The sequence below is a fragment of the Pseudoalteromonas sp. NH0006-46 genome (genome assembly GCF_057547735.1).
This window is the reverse complement of the sequence record NZ_BAAJML010000001.1, coordinates 562002-584073: the sequence shown is the minus strand read 5'-3', so window position 1 is coordinate 584073 and position 22072 is coordinate 562002. Positions and strand designations below refer to the sequence as shown.

The 22072-nt window shown below is 40.1% G+C and carries 22 protein-coding genes; 5 read left to right on the top strand and 17 right to left on the bottom strand.

The genetic code is table 11. From position 1 onward, the window contains the following. Position 1: 1 nt before the first annotated feature. Positions 2–2158, bottom strand: a complete 2157-nt coding sequence (relA, locus tag AC27I2_RS02620; protein WP_219421586.1) for a GTP diphosphokinase — start codon at positions 2156–2158, stop codon at positions 2–4. A gap of 8 nt (positions 2159–2166) precedes the next feature. Further along, complete coding sequence (gene rlmD, locus AC27I2_RS02615) at positions 2167–3492, bottom strand: 23S rRNA (uracil(1939)-C(5))-methyltransferase RlmD (protein WP_487203435.1); 1326 nt, start codon at positions 3490–3492, stop codon at positions 2167–2169. A gap of 125 nt (positions 3493–3617) precedes the next feature. Between rlmD and barA the strand changes: the two genes are divergently transcribed. Beyond that, positions 3618–6404, top strand: a complete 2787-nt coding sequence (gene barA, locus AC27I2_RS02610) for a two-component sensor histidine kinase BarA (RefSeq protein WP_487203434.1) — start codon at positions 3618–3620, stop codon at positions 6402–6404. A 75-nt stretch (positions 6405–6479) separates the two neighbouring features. Here barA and pdxJ read toward each other — a convergent pair whose 3' ends face one another. From pdxJ to rpoE, 10 genes are all read right to left on the bottom strand, one after another. Then, on the bottom strand, positions 6480–7211 hold the full coding sequence (gene pdxJ / locus AC27I2_RS02605) for a pyridoxine 5'-phosphate synthase (protein WP_138528814.1): 732 nt from the start codon (positions 7209–7211) through the stop codon (positions 6480–6482). Between the two features lie 22 nt (positions 7212–7233). Beyond that, the gene (gene recO, locus AC27I2_RS02600) at positions 7234–7926 is read right to left on the bottom strand and encodes a DNA repair protein RecO (RefSeq protein ID WP_487203433.1); all 693 of its coding nucleotides are present in this window, start codon (positions 7924–7926) and stop codon (positions 7234–7236) included. 20 nt (positions 7927–7946) lie between these two features. Continuing rightward, entirely contained in the window at positions 7947–8879 is a 933-nt protein-coding gene (gene era, locus AC27I2_RS02595; protein WP_058402986.1) for a GTPase Era, read from the bottom strand. Further along, complete coding sequence (rnc, locus tag AC27I2_RS02590) at positions 8869–9546, bottom strand: ribonuclease III (RefSeq protein WP_006794149.1); 678 nt, start codon at positions 9544–9546, stop codon at positions 8869–8871. Before rnc ends, era begins: the two co-directional genes overlap by 11 nt. A 2-nt stretch (positions 9547–9548) precedes the next feature. Next, positions 9549–10484 carry a signal peptidase I gene (lepB, locus tag AC27I2_RS02585; RefSeq protein WP_487203432.1) on the bottom strand — a complete coding sequence of 312 codons (936 nt, stop codon included), beginning with the start codon at positions 10482–10484 and terminating at the stop codon, positions 9549–9551. Between the two features lie 16 nt (positions 10485–10500). Then, entirely contained in the window at positions 10501–12291 is a 1791-nt protein-coding gene (gene lepA / locus AC27I2_RS02580; RefSeq protein WP_138528818.1) for a translation elongation factor 4, read from the bottom strand. 249 nt (positions 12292–12540) lie between these two features. Beyond that, positions 12541–12990, bottom strand: coding sequence for a SoxR reducing system RseC family protein (locus AC27I2_RS02575; protein WP_138528820.1), 450 nt, complete (start codon positions 12988–12990; stop codon positions 12541–12543). Positions 12991–13009: 19 nt separating this feature from the next. Continuing rightward, positions 13010–13960 (bottom strand): MucB/RseB C-terminal domain-containing protein, encoded by a 951-nt coding sequence (locus AC27I2_RS02570; RefSeq protein WP_058402990.1) that lies wholly within the window; start codon positions 13958–13960, stop codon positions 13010–13012. Between the two features lie 4 nt (positions 13961–13964). Continuing rightward, positions 13965–14576, bottom strand: a complete 612-nt coding sequence (locus tag AC27I2_RS02565) for a sigma-E factor negative regulatory protein (RefSeq protein WP_058402991.1) — start codon at positions 14574–14576, stop codon at positions 13965–13967. Between the two features lies 1 nt (position 14577). Continuing rightward, positions 14578–15159, bottom strand: a complete 582-nt coding sequence (rpoE, locus tag AC27I2_RS02560; RefSeq protein ID WP_006794143.1) for an RNA polymerase sigma factor RpoE — start codon at positions 15157–15159, stop codon at positions 14578–14580. A gap of 246 nt (positions 15160–15405) precedes the next feature. On the opposite strand from rpoE, the gene nadB reads away from it, so the two are divergent. Beyond that, positions 15406–17016, top strand: coding sequence for an L-aspartate oxidase (nadB, locus tag AC27I2_RS02555; protein ID WP_058402992.1), 1611 nt, complete (start codon positions 15406–15408; stop codon positions 17014–17016). Here nadB and AC27I2_RS02550 read toward each other — a convergent pair. After that, on the bottom strand, positions 16991–17347 hold the full coding sequence (locus tag AC27I2_RS02550) for a hypothetical protein (RefSeq protein ID WP_058403320.1): 357 nt from the start codon (positions 17345–17347) through the stop codon (positions 16991–16993). The genes nadB and AC27I2_RS02550 overlap by 26 nt on opposite strands. A 55-nt stretch (positions 17348–17402) precedes the next feature. Next, the gene (locus tag AC27I2_RS02545; protein ID WP_006794140.1) at positions 17403–17654 is read right to left on the bottom strand and encodes an FAD assembly factor SdhE; all 252 of its coding nucleotides are present in this window, start codon (positions 17652–17654) and stop codon (positions 17403–17405) included. Between the two features lie 161 nt (positions 17655–17815). Between AC27I2_RS02545 and ygfZ the strand changes: the two genes are divergently transcribed. Continuing rightward, positions 17816–18727: a tRNA-modifying protein YgfZ gene (ygfZ, locus tag AC27I2_RS02540; RefSeq protein WP_058550906.1), complete on the top strand. Its 912-nt coding sequence runs from the start codon at positions 17816–17818 to the stop codon at positions 18725–18727. A 12-nt stretch (positions 18728–18739) separates the two neighbouring features. Further along, on the top strand, positions 18740–19225 hold the full coding sequence (locus tag AC27I2_RS02535) for an FKBP-type peptidyl-prolyl cis-trans isomerase (RefSeq protein ID WP_058402994.1): 486 nt from the start codon (positions 18740–18742) through the stop codon (positions 19223–19225). Between the two features lie 38 nt (positions 19226–19263). Here the strand turns inward: AC27I2_RS02535 and AC27I2_RS02530 are convergent, their stop codons facing one another. From AC27I2_RS02530 to AC27I2_RS02520, 3 genes are read right to left on the bottom strand one after another with little or no spacing between them, the layout of a single operon-like run. After that, positions 19264–19752, bottom strand: a complete 489-nt coding sequence (locus AC27I2_RS02530) for a hypothetical protein (protein WP_058550905.1) — start codon at positions 19750–19752, stop codon at positions 19264–19266. A gap of 25 nt (positions 19753–19777) precedes the next feature. Continuing rightward, entirely contained in the window at positions 19778–20590 is an 813-nt protein-coding gene (locus AC27I2_RS02525) for a DUF481 domain-containing protein (protein ID WP_058403321.1), read from the bottom strand. Between the two features lie 44 nt (positions 20591–20634). Next, on the bottom strand, positions 20635–20955 hold the full coding sequence (locus AC27I2_RS02520) for an HI1450 family dsDNA-mimic protein (RefSeq protein ID WP_058402996.1): 321 nt from the start codon (positions 20953–20955) through the stop codon (positions 20635–20637). A 243-nt stretch (positions 20956–21198) separates the two neighbouring features. Here AC27I2_RS02520 and AC27I2_RS02515 point away from each other — a divergent pair, with 243 nt between their 5' ends. After that, positions 21199–21990 carry a crotonase/enoyl-CoA hydratase family protein gene (locus tag AC27I2_RS02515; protein ID WP_058402997.1) on the top strand — a complete coding sequence of 264 codons (792 nt, stop codon included), beginning with the start codon at positions 21199–21201 and terminating at the stop codon, positions 21988–21990. The last annotated feature ends 82 nt before the right edge of the window (positions 21991–22072 follow it).

Below are 22072 nucleotides of genomic sequence, written 5' to 3'. Positions count from 1 at the left end.
GCTACTGCCCTCGCTTAGCGTGGTGAACACCTTCAATTTGGTGCAATTTAGAGAGCACTCGGTTTGTACCCGATAAATCGTGTACTTCTATTTGCATGGTAAATACCGCTAACTGGTCAGCACCCACAGTATTAACGTTCATATTAATTACGTTTACTTTTTCGTTAGCAAGTACAGAACTTATATCGCGAATGAGTCCAGATCTGTCGCTTGCTTCAATTTTTATACTAAGCGCGTATGATCCATTTATATCTTCAGACCAGCTAACTTCTACAACACGCTCTGGATGCTGTTTTTTCAAGTTATTAAATGCATCACAATCATCACGGTGAACGCCGATACCACGGCCTTGCGTAATATAACCAATAATTTCATCGCCGGGCACTGGTCGGCAACATTTAGCTACATGACTCATTAAACTGCCCACGCCATCAACCACTATGCCGTTTTTATCGCCCGTTACTTTGCTTGGTGCTTTAAAACGAATAACGGGTTCGTCTTCTGTGCGGTCAGTAACAAAATTAAGCATTTGGTTAAGGCGCACATCCCCCGCCCCTATCGCAACCATTAAGTCATCAAGCTCTTTAAAGTTAAATCGCTTAATTGCTGGAGCTAAATCTTTGTATGTTAAATCAAGCTTTTGTAGCTCATTATCAAGAATTTCTTTACCCGCACTTAAATTTTTATCACGATCAAGTTGCTTGAACCAATGGTGTATTTTGGCCCGCGCACGAGACGATTTAATGTAGCCCAATGACGGATTTAACCAATCTCTACTCGGGTTAGCCTGCTTTTGTGTGAGAATTTCGACCTGATCGCCCGTCGTTAATTGATGCGTAAACGGCACTATTTTGCCAAATACTTTTGCGCCAATACAACGGTGTCCCACATTAGAATGGATGTAGTACGCAAAATCGAGCGGCGTGGCCCCTAATGGTAGGTCAAAAATATCGCCACGCGGGGTGAATACATACACTCGGTCTTCAACAACTTGGTTTTTTAGCTCTTCAGCTAAATCGCCGCCATCAACTACTTCTTCTTGCCATTGCAGTAATTTACGTAGCCAGCTAATTTTTTGCTCGTAACCCGAACCACGTCCGGGTAAGGCCCCTTCTTTGTACATCCAATGAGCAGCTACGCCTAGTTCTGCATCTTGATGCATGTCTTGTGTACGAATTTGTATTTCTACGGTTTTACCCTCAGGGCCAAAAACAACGGTATGAATTGACTGGTAACCATTTTGCTTAGGCGTTGCAACATAATCATCAAATTCTTTATTTAAATGGCGCCAGTTGGTATGCACTATACCCAGCGCACCGTAGCAATCTTGCAAGCGGTCAACCACAATACGCATGGCACGAATATCAAAAAGTTGATCAAACTCGTAGTTTTTTTGCGCCATTTTTTTGTAAATACTGTAAATATGCTTAGGCCGGCCATATACATCAGCTTCTATACCTGCTTCACTTAAACGGCTTTTAACTTGCTCTACCATGTCTTCCATGTAGGCTTCGCGGGCAAGTCGTTTATCATCAAGTTGCTTGGCTATTTTTTTGTAAGTATCTGGGCGTAAATACCTAAACGATAAATCTTCAAGCTCCCACTTTAATTGGCCAATTCCAAGTCGGTTTGCTAAAGGAGCAAAAATATCCGCGGTTTCTTTGGCGGCAATAACCCGCTCCTCTTCACCGGCGTCTTTCACGTTTCGTAAATGACAAACCTGCTCGGCAAGCTTTATTACCACAGCCCGCACATCTTCAACCATGGTTAATAACATTTTACGAATATTATCAACTTGAACAGTGCCTTTGCCTTGATGCGACAAAGTACTGATAGTCGCCATTTGAGAAACGCCCGTTAACAGCAACGATATATTACTACCGAGCTGCTCTTGAACGGTTTCAAGGGACACAACGTCATTTAAAAAATAAGGCGTTAAGTAGGCCGTGGCTAACGATTCGGCATCAAGGTTTAGCTCGACTAAAATTTCTACCATTTCGATGGCTGTATTTTGCCAAGCTTGGTTATCACTTTTAACACAAAGCGCTTGCGCCTTATTAAGCAACTGAATCTTTTCTGTAGACAGGTCGAGTGCTTTTAACCGTGTAAAAAGATCACCCGTTTCATCTTGTTGATGTGATTGACGTGTCGCTACCATAATGCGCTTTACCTCCGTTGAAATAACGCCATAGTTTCAATATGCCCAGTATGAGGGAACATATTCATTAGCCCAATTTTGTTGAGCTCAAAGCCTGCTTGCAAAATAATAGCGCTGTCACGGGCTAAGGTAACAGGGTCACAAGAGACGTATAAAATTGTTTTAAATTGCTTTAAAGGTAATTGCTCTAATATAGCCATTGCACCAGTACGTGAAGGGTCTAGTACCAACACATCTAGGTTTTTATTAAACCATTGCGCATTTTGTATTTTTTGCGTTAAATCATAACAATGAAACTGCGCATTACTGATAGAGTTAGTTTGCGCATTTTGCGCGGCCATTGCAACCGCAGAAGCAACCCCTTCTATACCAATTACCGTTTTTGCTTGTTTTGCCAGCACGAGCGAAAAGTTACCAATACCACAAAATAAATCTAATATATTTTCATCGCCACTTAAACCAAGCCAATCTACCGATTGTTTTAACATAGCTTGATTAACTTGCGCATTAACTTGAATAAAATTACCTAAACCGAACTCAAATTTTAGTTTAAATTCATCCAAGTAATAATAGGGCATAGTAATATTAGCGTGGTCAATTACTTCGCTTTCGCTTTGCCAAATAACTGAGTATTTGTAAGGCATACAGGCGTTTTTAACCACTGCCTTTACTTCATCATTAATTGCTTTAGTGTGACGAATAACCACAAAGTTATGCGTTTCACTTTGGCATAATTGCAGGTGGCTTATACTGTGTAATGACTTATTGTGATTAATTAATTCATCAAAAAGTGTAAAAACAGCTTCATAGGCATCAGTCAAAACTGCACACTTATTGATACTAACAACATTTTTAGAAGCGCTCGCTCTGTAACCTATACGCATTTTTTTAGCAGCCTTATCAAACATAACCGCTATTCGTGCACTTCGCCTATAATGTGTTGGTTTACTTAATAATGGAGTTTGCCAGTTTAAATTTGCTTGCTTGGCAAATTTTTCGAAAAGCTGCTCAACCGCGGTTTGCTTTTCAACTACTTGTTGATTCACATCTAAGTGCTGTAATTGACAGCCACCACAGTGATTATAATGCTCACAAAAAGGCGCGACTCTTGCTTTACTTTCTTTAATCACTTTGTGTGTAACAGCACTACTGTAACGCGCTTTATCATCAACAAGCGTTGCTTTTACTTGCTCACCTGGTAATGCACCTGCAACAAAGCATACTTTATTGTTATATTTTGCTATGCCACGGCCTTGGTGATCCATATTTGTTATATCGAGCACCACTGACTTTTGTTGAAGAGGTTTTTTTTTCGCTTTAAAAATTTGTGCCATGTGGCATTACCTTACATTTATTTAGGTTAAAACTCGTTACTAATCACACCTAGGGGAAGCTTTGAGAATAAGCATCGAAACGTATATACTCAAAACATACTAATAATGATAATAATGCTCCCACTATGACCAAATTAGGCTTACGTGATTCTGTTTTAACTTTGACCCTGATCCCTACGGTGATCATTGGATTGCTGCTTGGTGGTTATTTTACAGTAAATCGTTACATTGAGCTTGATGAAATTTTATATCAACAAGGTGCAACTATTTCAGAGCCCTTAGCTATTGCCCTAGAGCAGCCACTTCTTGATAAAAATAAAGTATTACTTAATCGTTTAATCAGTTTTACACATAATCGCCACTCACCGTCTATTAAATCAATTGCTATATTTGACACTAACAACGAGCTGTTGATGACGAGTAATTACCACCGCTCATTTGATGAATTAATTAATCAAACGTCTCTTGAATCACTTAAAGTCACTAAAATAGAGTCCTCAAAAGATATCATCACGTTTTATACCCCCATTATTGGGCACTCTTCCCCTAACACTCAGTGGGATTCTTCTGCTTTTCAAACAACATTGGGCACGGTTATTTTACAGCTAAACAAAGATAAAGCCGTGATTGGTCAACAACGCGCCTTACTCGTTAGTGGCATTGTTATTATTTTATCTTTGGTATTGGCGGCAATTATGGCATTTAAACTTAGCCGTATGTTTATGACCCCTTTGAATAAGTTAGTACTTGCAACCGACAAGCTCGTTGAAGGAAAAAGAAGTACAGGCCTTACCGATACCATGTTAGGTGAATTTGATATTCTTCGTGAAGGGCTAAACACGATAGCCGATACCATGGTGATGCAAAAAGACGAAATGCAAAAAAATATTGACCAAGCAACCAGTGATTACCGTGAAACGCTTGAACAGTATGAAACGCAGAATATTCAGCTCACAATGGCAAAAAAAGAAGCGCAGGATGCTAACCGTGTTAAGTCTGACTTTTTAGCAAAAATGAGTCACGAGTTACGTACGCCACTCAATGGTGTAATGGGGTTTACTCGCCAGCTTTATAAAACACCACTGAACAAGCACCAAAAAGATTACCTCGATACAATCATGTTGTCGGCTAATAGCTTAATGACCATTATCAGCGATATTTTAGATTTTTCTAAACTAGAAGCTGGTGCGATGGAACTTGAGTCTATTCAATTTCAATTGCGCGATGCTGTAAACGAAGTCATGACACTGCTTGCTCCAAGCGCCCATGAAAAACAGCTTGAGCTCTCTATTTATATAAACCCGCAAGTCCCTGACGATTTAACCGGGGATCCCACTCGCTTTAAACAAGTACTTATTAATTTACTAAGTAACGCAATTAAATTTACCGAACAAGGTTCTATAAAAGTAGATATTAGCTACCGCTTACTTGATGAAGAAAGTGCCTCTGTTTTAGTGTCGGTAACAGACACTGGTGTGGGTATACCAATGGATAAACAAGATTCATTGTTTACTCCTTTTGGCCAAGCAGATTCGAGCATTACGCGTAAATTTGGGGGTACCGGCCTCGGCCTTATTATCACCAAACATATTGTTGAAGCGATGAATGGGCGCATATCGTTAAACTCAGCGCCTGGTAACGGAACATGCTTTACATTTAATAGCGTTTTTAGACTCCCTAATCACATATTTACCAATGATCTGCCAAGTAAATCACTCATTGGTAAACGTATTTTATACTTAGAGCCACACGAGCATACGCATCATGCAGTACTGTCGTTGTTGACAGAGTGGCAAGCAAACGTAACGCCATGCTTTAACGAAGCCAGCTTTTTGTCAGCCATAGAAAATACCCAAACTAAATTTGATATTTGTTTAATTGGCCACATGGCATCGGTTGATCACATGCAATTGTTAAAAGGCTATGTAAAAACAGTAAGAGACTCGACCGATTATTTATATTTAATGCTTAATACCGTTTCACATAATATGCGTGAGGCGTTTATTGGCAGCGGTGCAGATGCCTGTTTAAGTAAGCCGCTTAATCATCGTAAGCTATGCGAGGTGCTTGCTGCGCCATATAGGCTCGATCACCCTGTCCATAATATAGAGCAAAGCGAACAAAAGTTATTGCCACTCAAAGTGTTAGTTGTTGATGATAACGACGCTAATTTAAAACTGATATGTACACTGCTTGATGAGCAAGTTGAGGTCATTGATACCGCTCATAATGGTTCACAGGCTTATAGTTTAAGTAAAAGCCATAAGTACGATGTTATTTTTATGGACATTCAAATGCCAATAATGGACGGCATAACCGCGTGTAAACTTATTCAAGAGTCGTCGCTTAATGAAGACACGCCTATTATTGCGGTAACCGCACATGCATTGCATAGCGAAAAAGAACAACTACTGAAAGATGGCTTTAAAGGGTATTTAACCAAACCTATTGACGAAGATACGCTTAAACAAATTATTAGCGACCACAGCCCGCAAACGCCAATAAACCGTGACAAAAGCAAAAATGAAATACCCCAAAGCCCAGCGCCTTTTGAGAGTAGCCGAATAGATTGGCCGCTCGCATTACAACGGGCTGGTGGAAAAAACGAATTGGCGCTTGAGATGCTAAATATGCTGCTTTTAAGCGTACCAGAAACGCTGAATTTACTTACTAAAGCTATTGATGATGAAGATTGTGAACAAGTACTCAGCATTGTGCATAAATTCCATGGTGCGTGCTGCTACACTGGTGTACCAAAATTAAAATCGTTAGCTGAAACTATTGAAACTTCACTTAAAAATGAGTGCGTGCTCGAAAATATAGAGCCTGAACTTTTTGAGCTACAAGATGAGCTTGAAAACCTATTGGTTGACGCAAAAATGAATGGTAAAAATAAAAAAGACGCATCGTAATCGCGTCTTTTTTATTTTTGAATACTGACTCAAAATCAGCTAGTGTCAGCTTCGTCTTAAAAGTAAAGTTTGCTATTAAACACGCGCTTCAAGCATCAAGCGCTTCATATCTCGTACTGCTTTATCTAAGCCGTCAATGGCGGCACGCGCAATAATAGCGTGGCCTATATTTAACTCATAAATTTCTGGCATTGCGGCTATTGGTTTTACATTATGGTAGTTTAAACCATGCCCTGCGTTCACAATTAGACCTAAACTTGCTGCGTATTGTACACCTTGACGAATGTGCTCAAGCTCTTTGCTTAAGTCACTATCGTTTGTAGCATCTGCGTAAGCACCGGTGTGTATTTCTACATAAGGTGCGCCACAGGCTTTTGCAGCATCTAATTGTGCAGTATCCGCGTCAATGAATAATGAGACTTTGATGCCTGCATCGGTAAGGGTTTTAGTTGCCGCTTTTATTTTGTCTATGTTACCCGCAACGTCTAAACCGCCTTCTGTAGTTAATTCCTCACGTTTTTCTGGTACCAAACAAACATACTCAGGCATTACCTCAAGAGCAATAGCAATCATTTCATCAGTTACTGCTGTTTCGAGGTTCATACGCGTTTGAATTGTTTTTGCCATTACATATACGTCACGATCTTGAATGTGACGGCGGTCTTCACGTAAATGAATGGTAATGCCATCTGCACCGGCGTGCTCAGCAACGCTCGCTGCATGCGCTGGGTCGGGATAAGTTGTGCCTCGTGCTTGGCGAAGCGTTGCAATATGATCAACGTTTACACCCAAAAGAATATCTTTCATTATTTTACCTGTAAAATTACGTTTATTGAGAGGCCGTAAATAATTCACGACTTTTTAATGGCTTATTACCTAGTAAAGGTTTTAGTAAATAGCGACTTAACTGTTTTGCCATATATAACACATCTTTTCGACTAAAGTCATGATTTGCTATTGCTTGGAGCTGTTCACCGCTAAAGCCTGAGCGGGTATCTTCTTGAATAACAAACCCAAGCTCAGGAAAATAACTATACGTAAGCGCTTCATCTATTGGCTCACCATTGGTATCAAAACTAAAATCAACACCGTAACCCAATAATTCGAGTAATTGAAATTCGTAAGAACGCAAAACAGATTGCAAATCGGCACCACTGTTTAAGTTTTCTAAATGAGATTTATAAAGCTCATAAGCTTGTTCTATTGGCTCATTAACAGGCACTATTCTGTTTGTTAACTCGTTTAAATAAAAACCACAATAAAGCTCATCACCTGATAGAAAAAGCGGTGCGCCTTGCAGCTCAAATTTATTAATGTATTTTAAATCGTACTTACCACTGTAGTGAACAAGTAGAGGTTGAAAAGGCTGTAATTGCGCTTTGTGTTTAGTGGCCTGGCGGCCACTAATTCTTGCGATCATTCTAAGCTGACCGACTCCTTCTACTAGCATATCAAGCATTACTTGTGAGTCACTATAAGGACGTCGGTGTAATAAATATGCGGTATAGAAGTCACTATCCATAAAGTAGGCTACTTATTGTCTTAGTCTTCACCGTAGCCTAGGCTTCTAAGGGCACGTTCATCATCAGCCCAACCAGATTTAACCTTTACCCAAAGCTCTAAAAATACTTTATTATCGAGCATTTCTTCTAGATCTTTCCGAGCTTCACGGCCAATCACTTTTAGCTTTTCGCCTTTGTTACCAATAACCATGCGCTTTTGTGTTTCACGTTCAACTAAAATTAACCCGTTGATATGCCAAACACCGTTTTCTTGCCATTTAAACTGTTCTATTTCAACAGTGACCGAGTAAGGTAGTTCTTCACCCATAAAACGCATTAGCTTTTCACGGATCACTTCGGCAGCCATAAAACGCATCGAGCGATCGGTTACGTAGTCATCTGGAAAATAAAACTCACATGGCGGAAGACGCTTTGTTACTTCATCTTTAATAAGGTCGATATTTTTACCTTGCTTTGCCGAAACCGGCATAATGCTTACAAAGTCAAACTTATCGCCTAATAACTTCATATGAGGAAGCACTAAATCACGGTCTTTTACTTGGTCAATTTTATTAATGACCAACATCACTGGTTTACCGCTTTGCGATACTTTATTTAGTACCATTTCATCATCAGCAGTCCAGTGCGTTCCTTCAACCACAAAAATAATCAGTTCTACGTCACCAATTGAACTAGATGCAGCACGGTTCATTAAACGGTTAATTGCGCGCTTTTCTTCTATGTGAAGTCCCGGCGTATCAACATAAACAGCTTGATACTTACCTTCTGTATGAATACCCATAATACGGTGGCGCGTTGTTTGCGGCTTACGAGAGGTAATACTTACTTTTTGCTCAATAATCTCATTGAGTAAAGTCGATTTACCTACGTTAGGACGTCCTACAATGGCAATCATGCCACAAAATGTATCAACATCGCCTTCATGAGGTTGTATTAGGGTATCAAGATTCATTTTTAATTATCTTCAATGCTTTTTCAGCAGCTTTTTGTTCAGCCTTACGGCGTGAGCTACCAACAGAAATTATGCTATCCATTCCATCAACAATACATTCAACCGTGAATGTTTGATTGTGCGCTTGGCCTTTTGTATCAACCACAGTGTAACCTGGTAAAGGCAGTTTGCGACCTTGTAGATGCTCTTGCAGCAGGGTCTTCGGATCTTTTTGGTTAAGCCCTGGTGAAATAGCATCTAAGCGTGATTCGTACCACGATAAAATAAGCTCGCTGCATCGCTCAATACCTGAATCTAAAAACGCAGCACCAATGATGGCTTCTACTGCATCGGCAAGTGTTGATTCGCGGCGGAACCCACCACTTTTTAGCTCACCGGGACCTAAACGTAAGTAATCACCTAAACCAAATTCAACACCAAACTCAGCAAGTGTTTGACCACGTACCAGTGTTGAACGCATGCGGCTTAAGTCGCCTTCTCGTGCCTTTGGAAATTTGGCATAAAGTGCATTGGCAATAACAAAACTCAAAATTGAGTCGCCTAAAAACTCTAAGCGCTCATTATGTTGACCTTTGTGGCTACGGTGTGTCATTGCCTGTTCAAGTAAACCTTGATCAGAAAACTCGTAGCCGATTTTGTTGTATAACTCTGTTACATTTTTTTTCATTGTTACTGAATATTACCTAGGCGTTCAAAGCGAACACCAGTTGGAACCCATCCTGGTAAAACATCATCAGGGCCATTCTCAAATTCAAAACTCATCCATATAAAGACAGCTTTCCCCACCAAGTTTTCTTTTGGTACAAATCCCCAAAATCGACCATCTTCACTATTATCTCGGTTGTCACCCATCATAAAATAGTGGTCTGCGGGTACAACCCACTCATCGGTGCGAGTACCAGCTTGTCTGAAGTAGCGACCTTTTTTCTCTGGAACCTCAGGGTAAATTAAAATATCGTGACCATCTTCTGTAAGCGACTCATTTATTCGAACCGATTCCATGCCTTTTAGCATAAATTCGCCTCGGTTTTTCACTTCCATGTCAATCTTGTTGTACTCACCACATTGTAAGTTACTGCGGCTTACTTCACCCTCAGCACACTTTGGCTGAATGTATAGGTGTTTATCGCGGTATACAACCTTATCGCCAGGTAGCCCTATTGTTCTTTTAATGTAGTCAATTGTTTCATTACCAGGAAACTTAAAAACAACAATATCACCACGTTCAGGCTCGTCCATCTCAACTAATTGAGTGCGCCAAACAGGGTCTTTTATACCGTATGAATACTTTTGTACTAAAATAAAATCGCCCACCAATAGTGTTGGCATCATCGAACCTGACGGAATTTGAAAAGGTTCAAATATAAACGATCTGAAAATAGTAATAGCAGCAATCATCGGAAAAATCGATTTTGCAGTTTCAGTTAATACTGGCTCTGGTGCAATTAATGCTGCTGTTTCATCATCTAACTTAGCGCCAGCAGACGTTTGCGCTAACGCTAAACGCTCTTGCCTTTTTGGTGCATACAGTAAGTGGTCTATTAACCATATTAAGCCTGAGCCTAAGGTTAACAGCACCAATAAAATTGAAAAGTAACCAGCCATTTATAATCCTTTGTTGTTATTTGCCAACTTTCAGAATAGCTAAAAACGCCTCTTGAGGTACTTCAACATTACCTACTTGTTTCATGCGTTTTTTACCATCTTTTTGTTTTTTGAGTAGCTTTTTCTTACGACTCACATCACCACCGTAACATTTAGCAATTACGTTTTTACGTAGTTGTTTTACAGTTGTACGCGCAATAACATGCTGACCAATCGCGGCTTGAATTGCGATATCAAACATTTGACGTGGAATAAGCTCTTTAAGCGCATCAGCAAGCTGACGACCACGTGATTGCGCACTGTCTCTGTGTGCAATAATTGCTAGCGCATCAACACGTTCACCATTAATTAAAATGTCAACGCGAACCATGTCTGATGTTTGAAAGTGCTTAAAGTTATAATCAAGTGATGCAAAACCACGGCTAGTAGATTTAAGCTTATCAAAGAAATCCATTACCACTTCAGCCATTGGTAACTCATACGTTACTGCAACTTGCTTACCATGATAAGTCATTTTAGTTTGACTACCGCGCTTTTCTATACATAGAGTAATGACATTACCTAAGTATTCTTGCGGCACTAATATATTTGCCTCAACAATCGGCTCACGAATTTCTACAATGTCATTAACTGCAGGTAAATCAGACGGATTATCGATTTGGAAAGTGCGCTCGTCTTTTGTTACGATTTCGTAAATTACCGTTGGAGCAGTTGTAATCAAGTCAATATCGTATTCACGCTCTAAACGCTCTTGAATAATTTCCATATGGAGCATACCCAAAAAGCCACAACGAAAACCAAAGCCAAGTGCCGTTGAGTTTTCTGGCTCAAAGAATAACGACGCATCGTTCAAGCTTAGCTTGTTAAGGGCATCGCGGAATGATTCATACTCGTCAGACGCTATTGGGAACATACCTGCATAAACTTGCGGTTTAATTTTTTGAAAGCCAGGTAAACGCTGTGGCGCTGCGTTTCTTTGATGCGTAATCGTATCACCAACTGGTGCACCGTGAATTTCTTTAATGCCCGCAATAACAAAGCCTACTTCACCGGTACGTAAAATCCCTGTATTGGTTTGCTTAGGTGTAAATATACCCACTTGATCGGCTGTATGAATGTGCTCGTTAGACATGATTTTAATTTTGTCGCCCGTACGTAGCTCACCGTGCTTAATGCGCACAAGCGATACAACACCTTGGTATGGGTCAAACCATGAATCAATAATTAGCGCTTGAAGAGGCTCGTCTTTTTCGCCGACTGGTGGCGGAATGTCCTTAACGATCATTTCGAGCACTTCGGCAATACCAACCCCGGTTTTAGCACTACACTGAACAGCGTCTAGGGCATCAATACCAATAATTTCTTCAATTTCTTCAGCAACACGCAGTGGATCTGCTTGCGGTAAATCAATTTTGTTTAATACTGGAATTACTTCCAAGTCCATTTCTATCGCGGTGTAACAGTTTGCTAAAGTTTGCGCTTCAACGCCTTGTCCTGCATCAACAACTAATAATGCGCCTTCACATGCAGCTAAAGAACGCGATACTTCATAGGTAAAGTCAACGTGTCCTGGTGTATCAATGAAATTAAGTTGGTATGTTTCGCCGTCATTTGCTTTGTAGTTCAACGTTACACTTTGCGCTTTAATGGTAATACCACGTTCGCGCTCAATATCCATTGAATCTAAAACTTGTTTTTGCATTTCACGGTCGGTTAAACCGCCACAAACTTGAATCAAACGATCTGAAAGGGTCGATTTACCGTGGTCAATATGGGCGATTATCGAAAAATTACGGATATGCTTCATAAACTGAGTTCAATACTTCTTAATTAAAGGACTAAATATGGATACCTAAGTGACTTGCAAATACTTGCTTTAGCATGTTTTTGTTAATTAATTTAACAACATACATAATGACGAAAAATGATACAAACAATCAATAACTGATAACACAACAACTGCTCTGGTTAACTTTTATTACACTGCTTTAAATCACGACTTCCTGTATTTCCAAGTTACTTGGGTATAAAGCGCCAATTTTACATTTAATTGGCGTCAATCACCATCTATTTGAGTTAAAGGGATACTAATTGGATGAATTTTTACTACTTTTATATCGTGTTTCAGCGATTTAACCCGTGTTTTAGCAATATAAAACCCCAAAAGCCCCCCCAAAACAGCTGCTAGTATTTGCCAACCTTCGCCCATTATTAATAACTCAGACGTTACAAGTGCAAAAATAAGACTTAAAAACAGCGGCAACATATAAACAGCAAACGCATGTTTTACCATATGGCTATCATCAAGGGATAAAGTGACCTTCTGCCCTATTTCGACAGGAGACTCAAATTTATAAGGAAGTGTTTTTTTTGCAGTACCAAATAATTTACTAAATACCTGAGAGCCACAACGACCGTTGCAGCCAGCGCAAGCTTGCTTTTGCTCGGCTTCTAAATGCGCTGTGTGGCCACTAAGGGCCACAACAGTAAGAGTTTGTTCAATCATAACAATCCTTGCGAATCGTTTATAATGCGCGCGTAACAGATTCGGCTATAGCCTTAGCGGTTAAACTTGGCACATTACCAACAACCGATACATCAAAATTACCGCCATTATGCACATAAACCGTAGTGGCGCCAGAGGTGAGTGCACCACTTAAGCGCTTGCCTGGTAGTGGTCGCTGAATAAACACAGATATCTCAACAAACCCATCTGAATAAAGGTAGTAATCCGTTAACTCATTGTTTAAATCGAGTTTATGCCTGTCAGACTTAAGTAATTCAAAACCAGCTGGTAACCAGCTTATCTCCCAATTAGTTGAAGAACTATCAACTCCTTCCAATTCGTTTTCAGGTAGTGGTGTAGGGAAGTTTCGATTTAATACTTCAAGTAGCATTGGTGCTGGTTGCTCAGTCACACTAATATGGGTTAACTGAAGCTGTTCAAGTGCTTCACCCTGATGGTTAACATACGCAGCTTTTAATAGCAGCGCAGACTCCATATCAAGCCAAATCCAGTAGTTATACTTGTGCTCGTCTTTTGACTCTATGCGCACTAACTGCGCTGCCCTACCTGCAATACGGCCTTTTCCGCCTAATACAAAATCATAGTGTTCACTTAATTGCTGTATATCTTTAAAAAGAACTTCAGGGATAGGGCCTGCAATTGAATCTGTTTTAAGCGAGTAAGGCTCAGACTGTGGCTCAAAATAAGTTACCTGGTCGTTAACTCTAATCATTTCAAGGCCAGCGCCATTGAGCAAACTTAAGTGTTCGAGCTCGGTTTCACCTTGTTTGGCGTGCACCCATCGGTAGGGTTCCATTGATTTACCTTTAACAACAACAAATGAGGCGTCAAAGTTACGATTATGGACAGCATTGGCCATTTCTAATAATAGCGTTTTGGCAGGGTTTGTGTCGTTGGCAACGGCAGTAAAGCTTAGTACCAACGACAGAACAAAAGTAATTACTTTCATTTAATTAGTTTTTTTCCTCTTGCGCTTTTGTTTCATTTTGCGCTGTTTGAAGAGAGTTAGCAACACGTGCTTGACGCTGATGCTCTAACACTAACGCACCAATGCGTTGTTGTTGTAAATCACGCAAACCTTGCTCTGCGTTTTCAAGGGCTGGCGCTGATGAGTAGCTCACTGGTGACGCCATGCCTGTTAACGGTGTGGTTTGAAGTAATGGAATTTCATTTTGCTGTGGATCACTTTGCGGCAAAGTACTCACTCCCACAATCGCAAACATTGCCACGCTTGCAGCTATTGCAAGCTGCGCAACAGGTTTACGCCAGTTAAATGACACTACGTTATTTTGTTCTTTTTTATCAGCTACTTGAGATTGTCCTTTTGACTGAGTAAAGTCAGCGTAAACAGGCTCGCTTTCTAGTGCTAATGCAACGCGTTCGCTAATATCAATATGGATGTCGTGGTTATTTTTTTGAGCACGCATTGCATCACCAATTAACGCATAACGACCAAACGTAGAAACATCTTGCTCTGCAATTTTTGCATCAGCTAGGTGCTGCTCGCCATCAAGTAATGCAGATAACGATTCGTTATCTAACTTGTTAAGGTGTGCTTTTGTCATACTAAGACTCGCCTATTAATGGGTTTAATTTGTTATCAATTGCTTCACGGGCACGAAATATACGCGAACGTACTGTACCTACAGGGCAATCCATTACCACAGCTATTTCCTCATAGCTCATACCCTCAATTTCTCTGAGAGTTATTGCGGTTTTAAGGTCTTCAGGCAAACTATCAATTGTATTAAAAATTACAGCGCGAACCTCTTCACTTAATAAAAGGTTCTCAGGTGATGCGTTTGAACGCATGGAGTCACCACAATCATAAAATTCAGCTTCTTCGGCGTCAATATCATTGGCTGGCGGCTTACGCCCCTGTGCAACTAGATAATTTTTAGCACAATTAACGGCAATACGGTATAACCAAGTATAGAAAGCGCTATCGCCTCTAAAGTTGGGAAGTGCACGGTAAGCTTTTATAAAAGCCTCTTGCGCTACATCAGCAATATCACCTTGGTTTGATACATAACGAGAGATCAAACCTGCAATCTTGTTTTGATACTTCTTTACTAATAGATTGAAGGCATTTTTATCGCCCTGCTGCACTCTTCTTACTAGCACTAAATCCAATTCCTGCTCGCTCATTCGAGCCGGTACTCCTATGTCTGATTTTTGCTTGTTATTCATATTATCGCCATTGTTCACAAATACTCTGACCCCGACATGAATAAAAAGTTCTGCTTAATATTATTTTTATATAAAATAGTTCATAAATAACGGCGCTAAGCCATTAAAATCACTACGTAGTGGTATGGCAAATATGATACAACTACGGATATTAAAAACAAATACTGCTTTATTTAAGCATTGTAACCGCAAAGTACCCCTGACATGAACCAAAATAAACATCACATCGCAGATGTCGCTATTATCGGAAGCGGCGCGGCTGGCTTATCTCTTGCCTTATCTTTAGCTAATTATTGTAACGTGACCGTTATTAGTAAAGGTGCGCTTACCGAAGGCTCTACACTTTATGCACAAGGTGGCATAGCCGCAGTATTTGATAAACAAAATGACAGTATTGAATCGCATGTTGAAGATACCCTCGATGCTGGCGGCGGCCTATGTGACCGTAAAGCAGTTCATTATACAGCAAGTAATGCACACGATTGCCTACAATGGCTAATTGACCAAGGCGTGCCTTTTGACATGGAGTTTGACAGCAAAGGCAAAGAACGTTTTCACTTAACGCGAGAAGGCGGACATAGCCATCGTCGAATTTTACATGCCGCCGATGCTACAGGTAAAGCCGTTCAAACAACGTTAATAAGCCAAGTAAAATTACATAAAAATATCACCCTACTTGAGCAATATAATGCAATTGATTTAATCACTGATAAAAATACAGGCCGAACAGGTACACACGTAGAGGGTATGTATGTGTGGAACAAAAAAGCTAAAAAAGTCGAAACTATATCAGCTAAATTTGTAGCGCTTGCCACCGGTGGAGCTAGTAAGGTGTACTTATATACATCTAACCCTGATGTATCGAGCGGTGACGGTATTGCGATGGCTTGGCGAGCTGGCTGTAAAGTGGCTAATATGGAGTTTAACCAATTTCACCCCACCAGCTTATATCATCCAGAATTACAAAACTTTTTAATTACCGAAGCAATGCGCGGTGAAGGCGCTTATTTAAAACGCCCCGACGGCACCCGCTTTATGAAAGACTTTGACGAGCGCGAAGAGTTAGCTCCTCGTGACATAGTGGCTCGTGCAATTGATTTTGAAATGAAACGCTTAGGTGCAAATTGTGTTTATTTAGATATTAGCCACAAAGATAAAGAGTTTATTATTGAGCACTTCCCTACCATTTATGCAAAATGCTTAAGTGTTGGGTTAGATATTACAAAAGAAGCGATTCCGGTTGTCCCTGCCGCACACTATACTTGCGGTGGTGTAATGACCGACTTCAACGGTAAAACAGATTTAGATAATCTTTATGCCGTGGGTGAAGTTGCCTACACCGGTTTACACGGTGCAAACCGAATGGCAAGCAACTCATTGTTAGAATGCATAGTGTTTGCCCACGCCGCAGCAAAAGATATTTTAAGCAAAATTGAACATGCGCCAGAGCCAATGACCTTGCCACAATGGGATGAAAGCCGCGTAACTAACTCTGACGAAGAAATTGTCATCACTCATAATTGGCATGAGCTACGTCTGTTTATGTGGGATTATGTTGGTATTGTTCGTTCAACTAAACGCTTAGAGCGCGCATTGCATCGCGTTGAGCTGCTGCAACAAGAAATACACGATTATTATGCTAACTTTAGAGTAAGTAACAACTTGCTAGAACTACGTAATTTAGTACAAGTGGCAGAGTTAATAATTAGAAGTGCCATGCAAAGAAAAGAAAGTAGAGGGCTTCATTACACAATTGATTACCCTGATCAAAACGAAAACCCAACTCCCACTATTTTGACTCCTGAGCGCCATTAACAGCGCTCAAAACAGCTCGTTTTAATCGGGCATAGCTTTGCTTATCAACACCATTGGCTGAAATAATAAGCCAATGGTTGTTACTAAATCCTTTTATGAATAGCCACACACTGCCCGTGAACACTCTGCTTTTGGTACTTATTTGCCCTTCTACTTTATAAGCGTGATTTTCGAATCTAAACAAGTTGGGCTCCAAAATAATCACGCCCATGAGCGGTTGGCATACAGTTATTTTACGCCCTACTAAAACCCCAGCGATTAGATTGGCAATAACACAAATTATAATAGACAGGACAGAACTTAAAAATAAGCACATTATTAATGTAAGCACACAAAAAAAGACCACAATGGGTTTGTGGTCTGCTTTATTATTTTTTACTGTGAACCTATACACGAACTCTGTTTAATATAAGTTGAACCATGCTATTTAGTTGCTCGTCTTTACATTTTTCATGCCCCATAAACCATGCAAATAAATCAGGGTCTTCTTGTGTTAACAAGCGCTGAAATATAGCTTGTTGCTCTGCATTTAAAGAATCGTATGCTTCTTCTACAAACGGCATAAACAAAACATCTAGCTCTAACATGCCACGACGACAAGCCCAACGAATACGTGCTTTACTATGAATTTCAACCATTTTAAACCTCATACTGAATTGACTCGAGTTTAACAAACACAAGCCGGTTTAGCAGCTATTAATCAACTATAAAATAAATACCCCCCTGCGGGTGCTTGTCTGTACCATACGTAACAACTGCGTTATTATGTCACTTCATTTGTATTGCAAAGAAGGTTTTTATGTCTAGCGTTTACGCATGTCCGTTATCTCACCAACTTATTAGCCTTACGGGTGCTGATAAATTATCTTATCTGCACGGGCAAATTACTCAAGATCTAAATAAATTAACCACCAGCAATTTTTTATGGACCGGTCATTGTAGTGCCAAAGGAAAACTTTGGGGTGTATTTAAGCTCTTTTCTCACCAAGACAGTTATTACTTATCTGGCAGCAGTGCCGAGGTAGAGCAATCATTAGTTGAGCTAAAAAAATACGCTGTATTTGCAAAAGTAGACATAAGCGCCTCTTCAAAGCGCCTCATTGGTCTTATTGGTGATGACTTATCCGCTACATTAGATGAGCTAAATATTACCTTTAACGAAAGCACTTCAGCATGCGATTTTGCAAGCGGTAAGGCATTAAAACTGGCTAATAACCGAGTTCTGCTTATGGTCGATAACCAGTTTGCAGTACCTGACACTGTTTCTACGCTGGATAATGATACCCCATGGCAACAAGCAGCAATTTTAGCTGGCGAGCCACAACTTAACAGTGATGCAATTGGTGAATATGTGCCGCAAATGGTTAACTTACAAGCCATTGGTGGAATCAGCTTTAAAAAAGGCTGCTATACAGGGCAAGAAACTGTAGCCCGTATGAAATACCTTGGTAAAAATAAGCGAGCCATGTACATCGTATCAGGCCAAAGTGAAAGTATGCTGGACGAACCCGAACTTGAAGTACAACTGGGTGAAAACTGGCGTCGTGCTGGTAAGCTTATTGCGCAAAGCTTTGATGAAAAAACAAAGATCTTAACTGGCCTTGTTGTGTTGCCAAACGATACTGAGACAACGCAAGTACTTCGTGCAAAACACGCGCCTCAGGTAGAGCTAAACATTCTGCCTCTGCCCTACTCTTTAGACGATGAATAAATAGGAATGACTATGACCGTTGCGGCAAACAAAGTGGTAAAAATGCATTATTCAGTGATGGATAATGATGGTAACAGCATTGATAACTCGTTCGGTGGTGAGCCGCTACATTTTATTGTGGGTACTGGTTATCTAATTTCAGGCCTTGAAAACGCACTACTAGGTAAGCAACCTGGTGACACGCTAAGCGTAAAAGTAGAACCTGAAGATGGTTACGGTGAACGCCATGACAACCTAATGCAAGCTGTACCAAAGTCGATGTTCGATGGAATGGAAATTGAAGTGGGTATGCAATTTCGTGCATCAACAGATGATGGCGACCAATCAGTAATGATTATTGATATCCAAGATGAAGAGGTCATTGTTGATGGCAATAACCCGCTTGCAGGTATTACACTAAACTTCGATGTTGAAATACTTGAAGTAAGAGATGCAACAGCTGATGAGCTTACCCATGGCCATGTGCATGGCGAAGGTGGTTGTGGTCACGACCACTAATAAAACCTCTTATAAAAAAAGCGCCTAAGGCGCTTTTTTTATATCATATTATTACGTTTAACCACCTTGGGGTCACTTTGTTGCTTTTTAGGCTGTGCCACTGGTACGTTCTGTTTTTTAAGTGCGTCTAGTAACCCTTGTTGGTCGTTTGTACCCACTCTATACAAGGTGCCATCGTTAAGCGTTAGCTGAACAGCACTAAATCCAGACACAGTATAAACCCACCCATCGTGAGTTATGCGAATACCAATACCATGCCTGTAAGAGTTTTGAACTGCTTTCGCCTCAGAAATATCGCTAAGCGTAATTTGCTGGCCTGCCACACCAGGGCCAAATCCCCAGCTAATTGTTTTATCGTTTACTTTAACTGTTAAGCCATGAAACAAAAAGCCCACCAGTACCAATACACCTGCAAAAATAATTAACGGCCAATCTGCCCCAATTAAATTCCACGCTAAAGCAACAAAGCCACCAATCCAGGTCAAAACAAAAAAGATAAACACCGCATACTGTTTATGCTGATACATATTATTCTCTAATTAAATAAAATACTTAAAAGCTATACACCAAAGTAGCACTGAGCTCAGAATCAAACTTAAGTTTATCATCTTCTGGTTTTGAATTATAACGATACATATAAGCAAACTTAAGAGACACCGCCCCTATAACCTGGCTAATCAGCGCAGTTTCAGATTTTAATCGTGAATTTAACCCTGACAATGACTGCTCTATACTCACATCTTGATTAAAACGTGTTCGTTTTGAAACCAGTCGCTCCCATTGCATAGCAACACGAAGTAAGTAACCGGTTTTATTTTCTTCGCTTTCACTTACCGTTGAGTCTTCATCTGCTACCGAACGGTACAAACCAGGCCCGATATCAATATCTACTTTGTTCTTGGTGCCCTGATAAACACGCGCACCATACCCTGTTGCAATGGTGCTTTTAAATTTAAGGCCACTAAACTGATCTTCCTCGTAATCGCCATAAATAAAAAACGATGAATTTTTAACGCCTACTTTGTAGTTACCTTGTGCAGATACAAACACACGGTTTGCAGTTACGTCGCTGTCTCCAGTGTCGTCATTTTCGTCGCGCTTATAAAGGGAGTCAATTTTGAATTGGTTTCGCCACTTTTCAAAATCTTGGTAAAGGTTACCTTTGAGCTTAAAGCTGGTTGAATTGATATTACCCCGAGACAAAATAAACCCAAACTCAGTATCGCCGTAAAGCATTTCGCCTTTGTGTAAATCATGAATTTCTTCGTCAGAAAGCTGCCCATACTCATGAAAATCTTCAAATGGATCAACAGCCCAGCAAGAGCCACTAATTAAAATAAAAATTAAAAATAAATACTTACGCAAAATTCTATCTCGCCACTTAATCAAAAATAAACAAACAGCAGGGCTTATTCACTTTCTTTCCATAAAATATGGCAAAACGGGGCGTCTTTATCACGGCTAATTAAAATTTTTGCAAATAGTACATCTTCATTATCAAACTCTAAACCCACTAGCACTTGGATAAAGTGTTCTGGCTCAATTTCAAGCGCAACAAAATCTTGCCACTGATCGTCCGGTTCATCTTCTTCAATAAAGCCAAGATCTTCTCGGTACTCATTAAAGTTTTCAATGTCATCATCACTTAAGTTACTCGGTGCTAACTCTAAAAAAATATCATAAGCTTGATGTGTTGCTTCTTCGATTGTGAATAAACGTGGACCCGACATATCTGCGTAACCTTAACCTTAATAATTGGCGCTATGTTATCAAATCTGATTACCTATTTGATAAAAAAGCGTTTAAAAACCTGACTTTTTTAACCTCAAACCACACTTTATGTATTATCAAAATAAAACCAAGTAATTCAGACTGCCCATTTGCAAATAAATTCAATCTATTTTAAAAACCACATCACTTTACTTCCCTTTTGTAACCGCATAAGCTCAAACAACAGGTCAGAGGAGTTGATAATGATAAAACTAGAAAAACAAGACGGTATTGCAACGGTTACCTTGAGTCGTGCCGACAAACAAAACGCATTAAACTTTGCCATGTTTGTGTCGTTAAATAACACGATTAAAAACATAAAAAAGGATCGTACTATTCGTGCAGTAATTATAAAAGGTGATGGCGAACATTTTTGTTCAGGGCTTGATATTACCGCGGTTATGGCCTCACCTGTAAATATAATAAAATTACTGTTTAAATGGTTACCCGGCAACCAAAACTTAGCGCAAAAAGTTGTACTAGGGTGGCAATCGTTAAGCGTACCTGTTATTGCACAAATCAATGGCAACTGCTTAGGGGGGGGGTTACAAATAGCGTTAGGAGCAGATTACAGAATTGTACACAATGACGCCAAGCTAGCCATCATGGAAGCTCGCTGGGGGCTTTGCCCTGACATGGGGGCAAATGTAATGATGGGCGGACTTGTTAAACGCGACCAAGCACTTTTTCTTGCAAGCCATGCAACCCCTATAACCGCAGAGCAAGCAAACGAGCTAGGGCTCGTCACACAGCTAACAAACAACACAGAACTTGCTACCCAAACACTGCTAAGTACATTACTTGAGCGCTCACCCGATACCCTAGCTGCTATTAAGCGTATTACTCAATTAAGCTATCAGTCACAGCAACGAAAAATACTCGCAAAAGAAACTTGGAGTCAAATTCGTTTACTAACAAACCCAAATACAAAAAAAGCCATCGCAAAAGCAAAGGGTAAATCCGATATAGAATACAACAACGCTAAGCGGTGGTAATTAAATCGGCGTTAATACTAAAACGACGTTAATACTAAGGGACAATGTACACATTGTTATTGGTTGTTAAACTAAAAGCCCT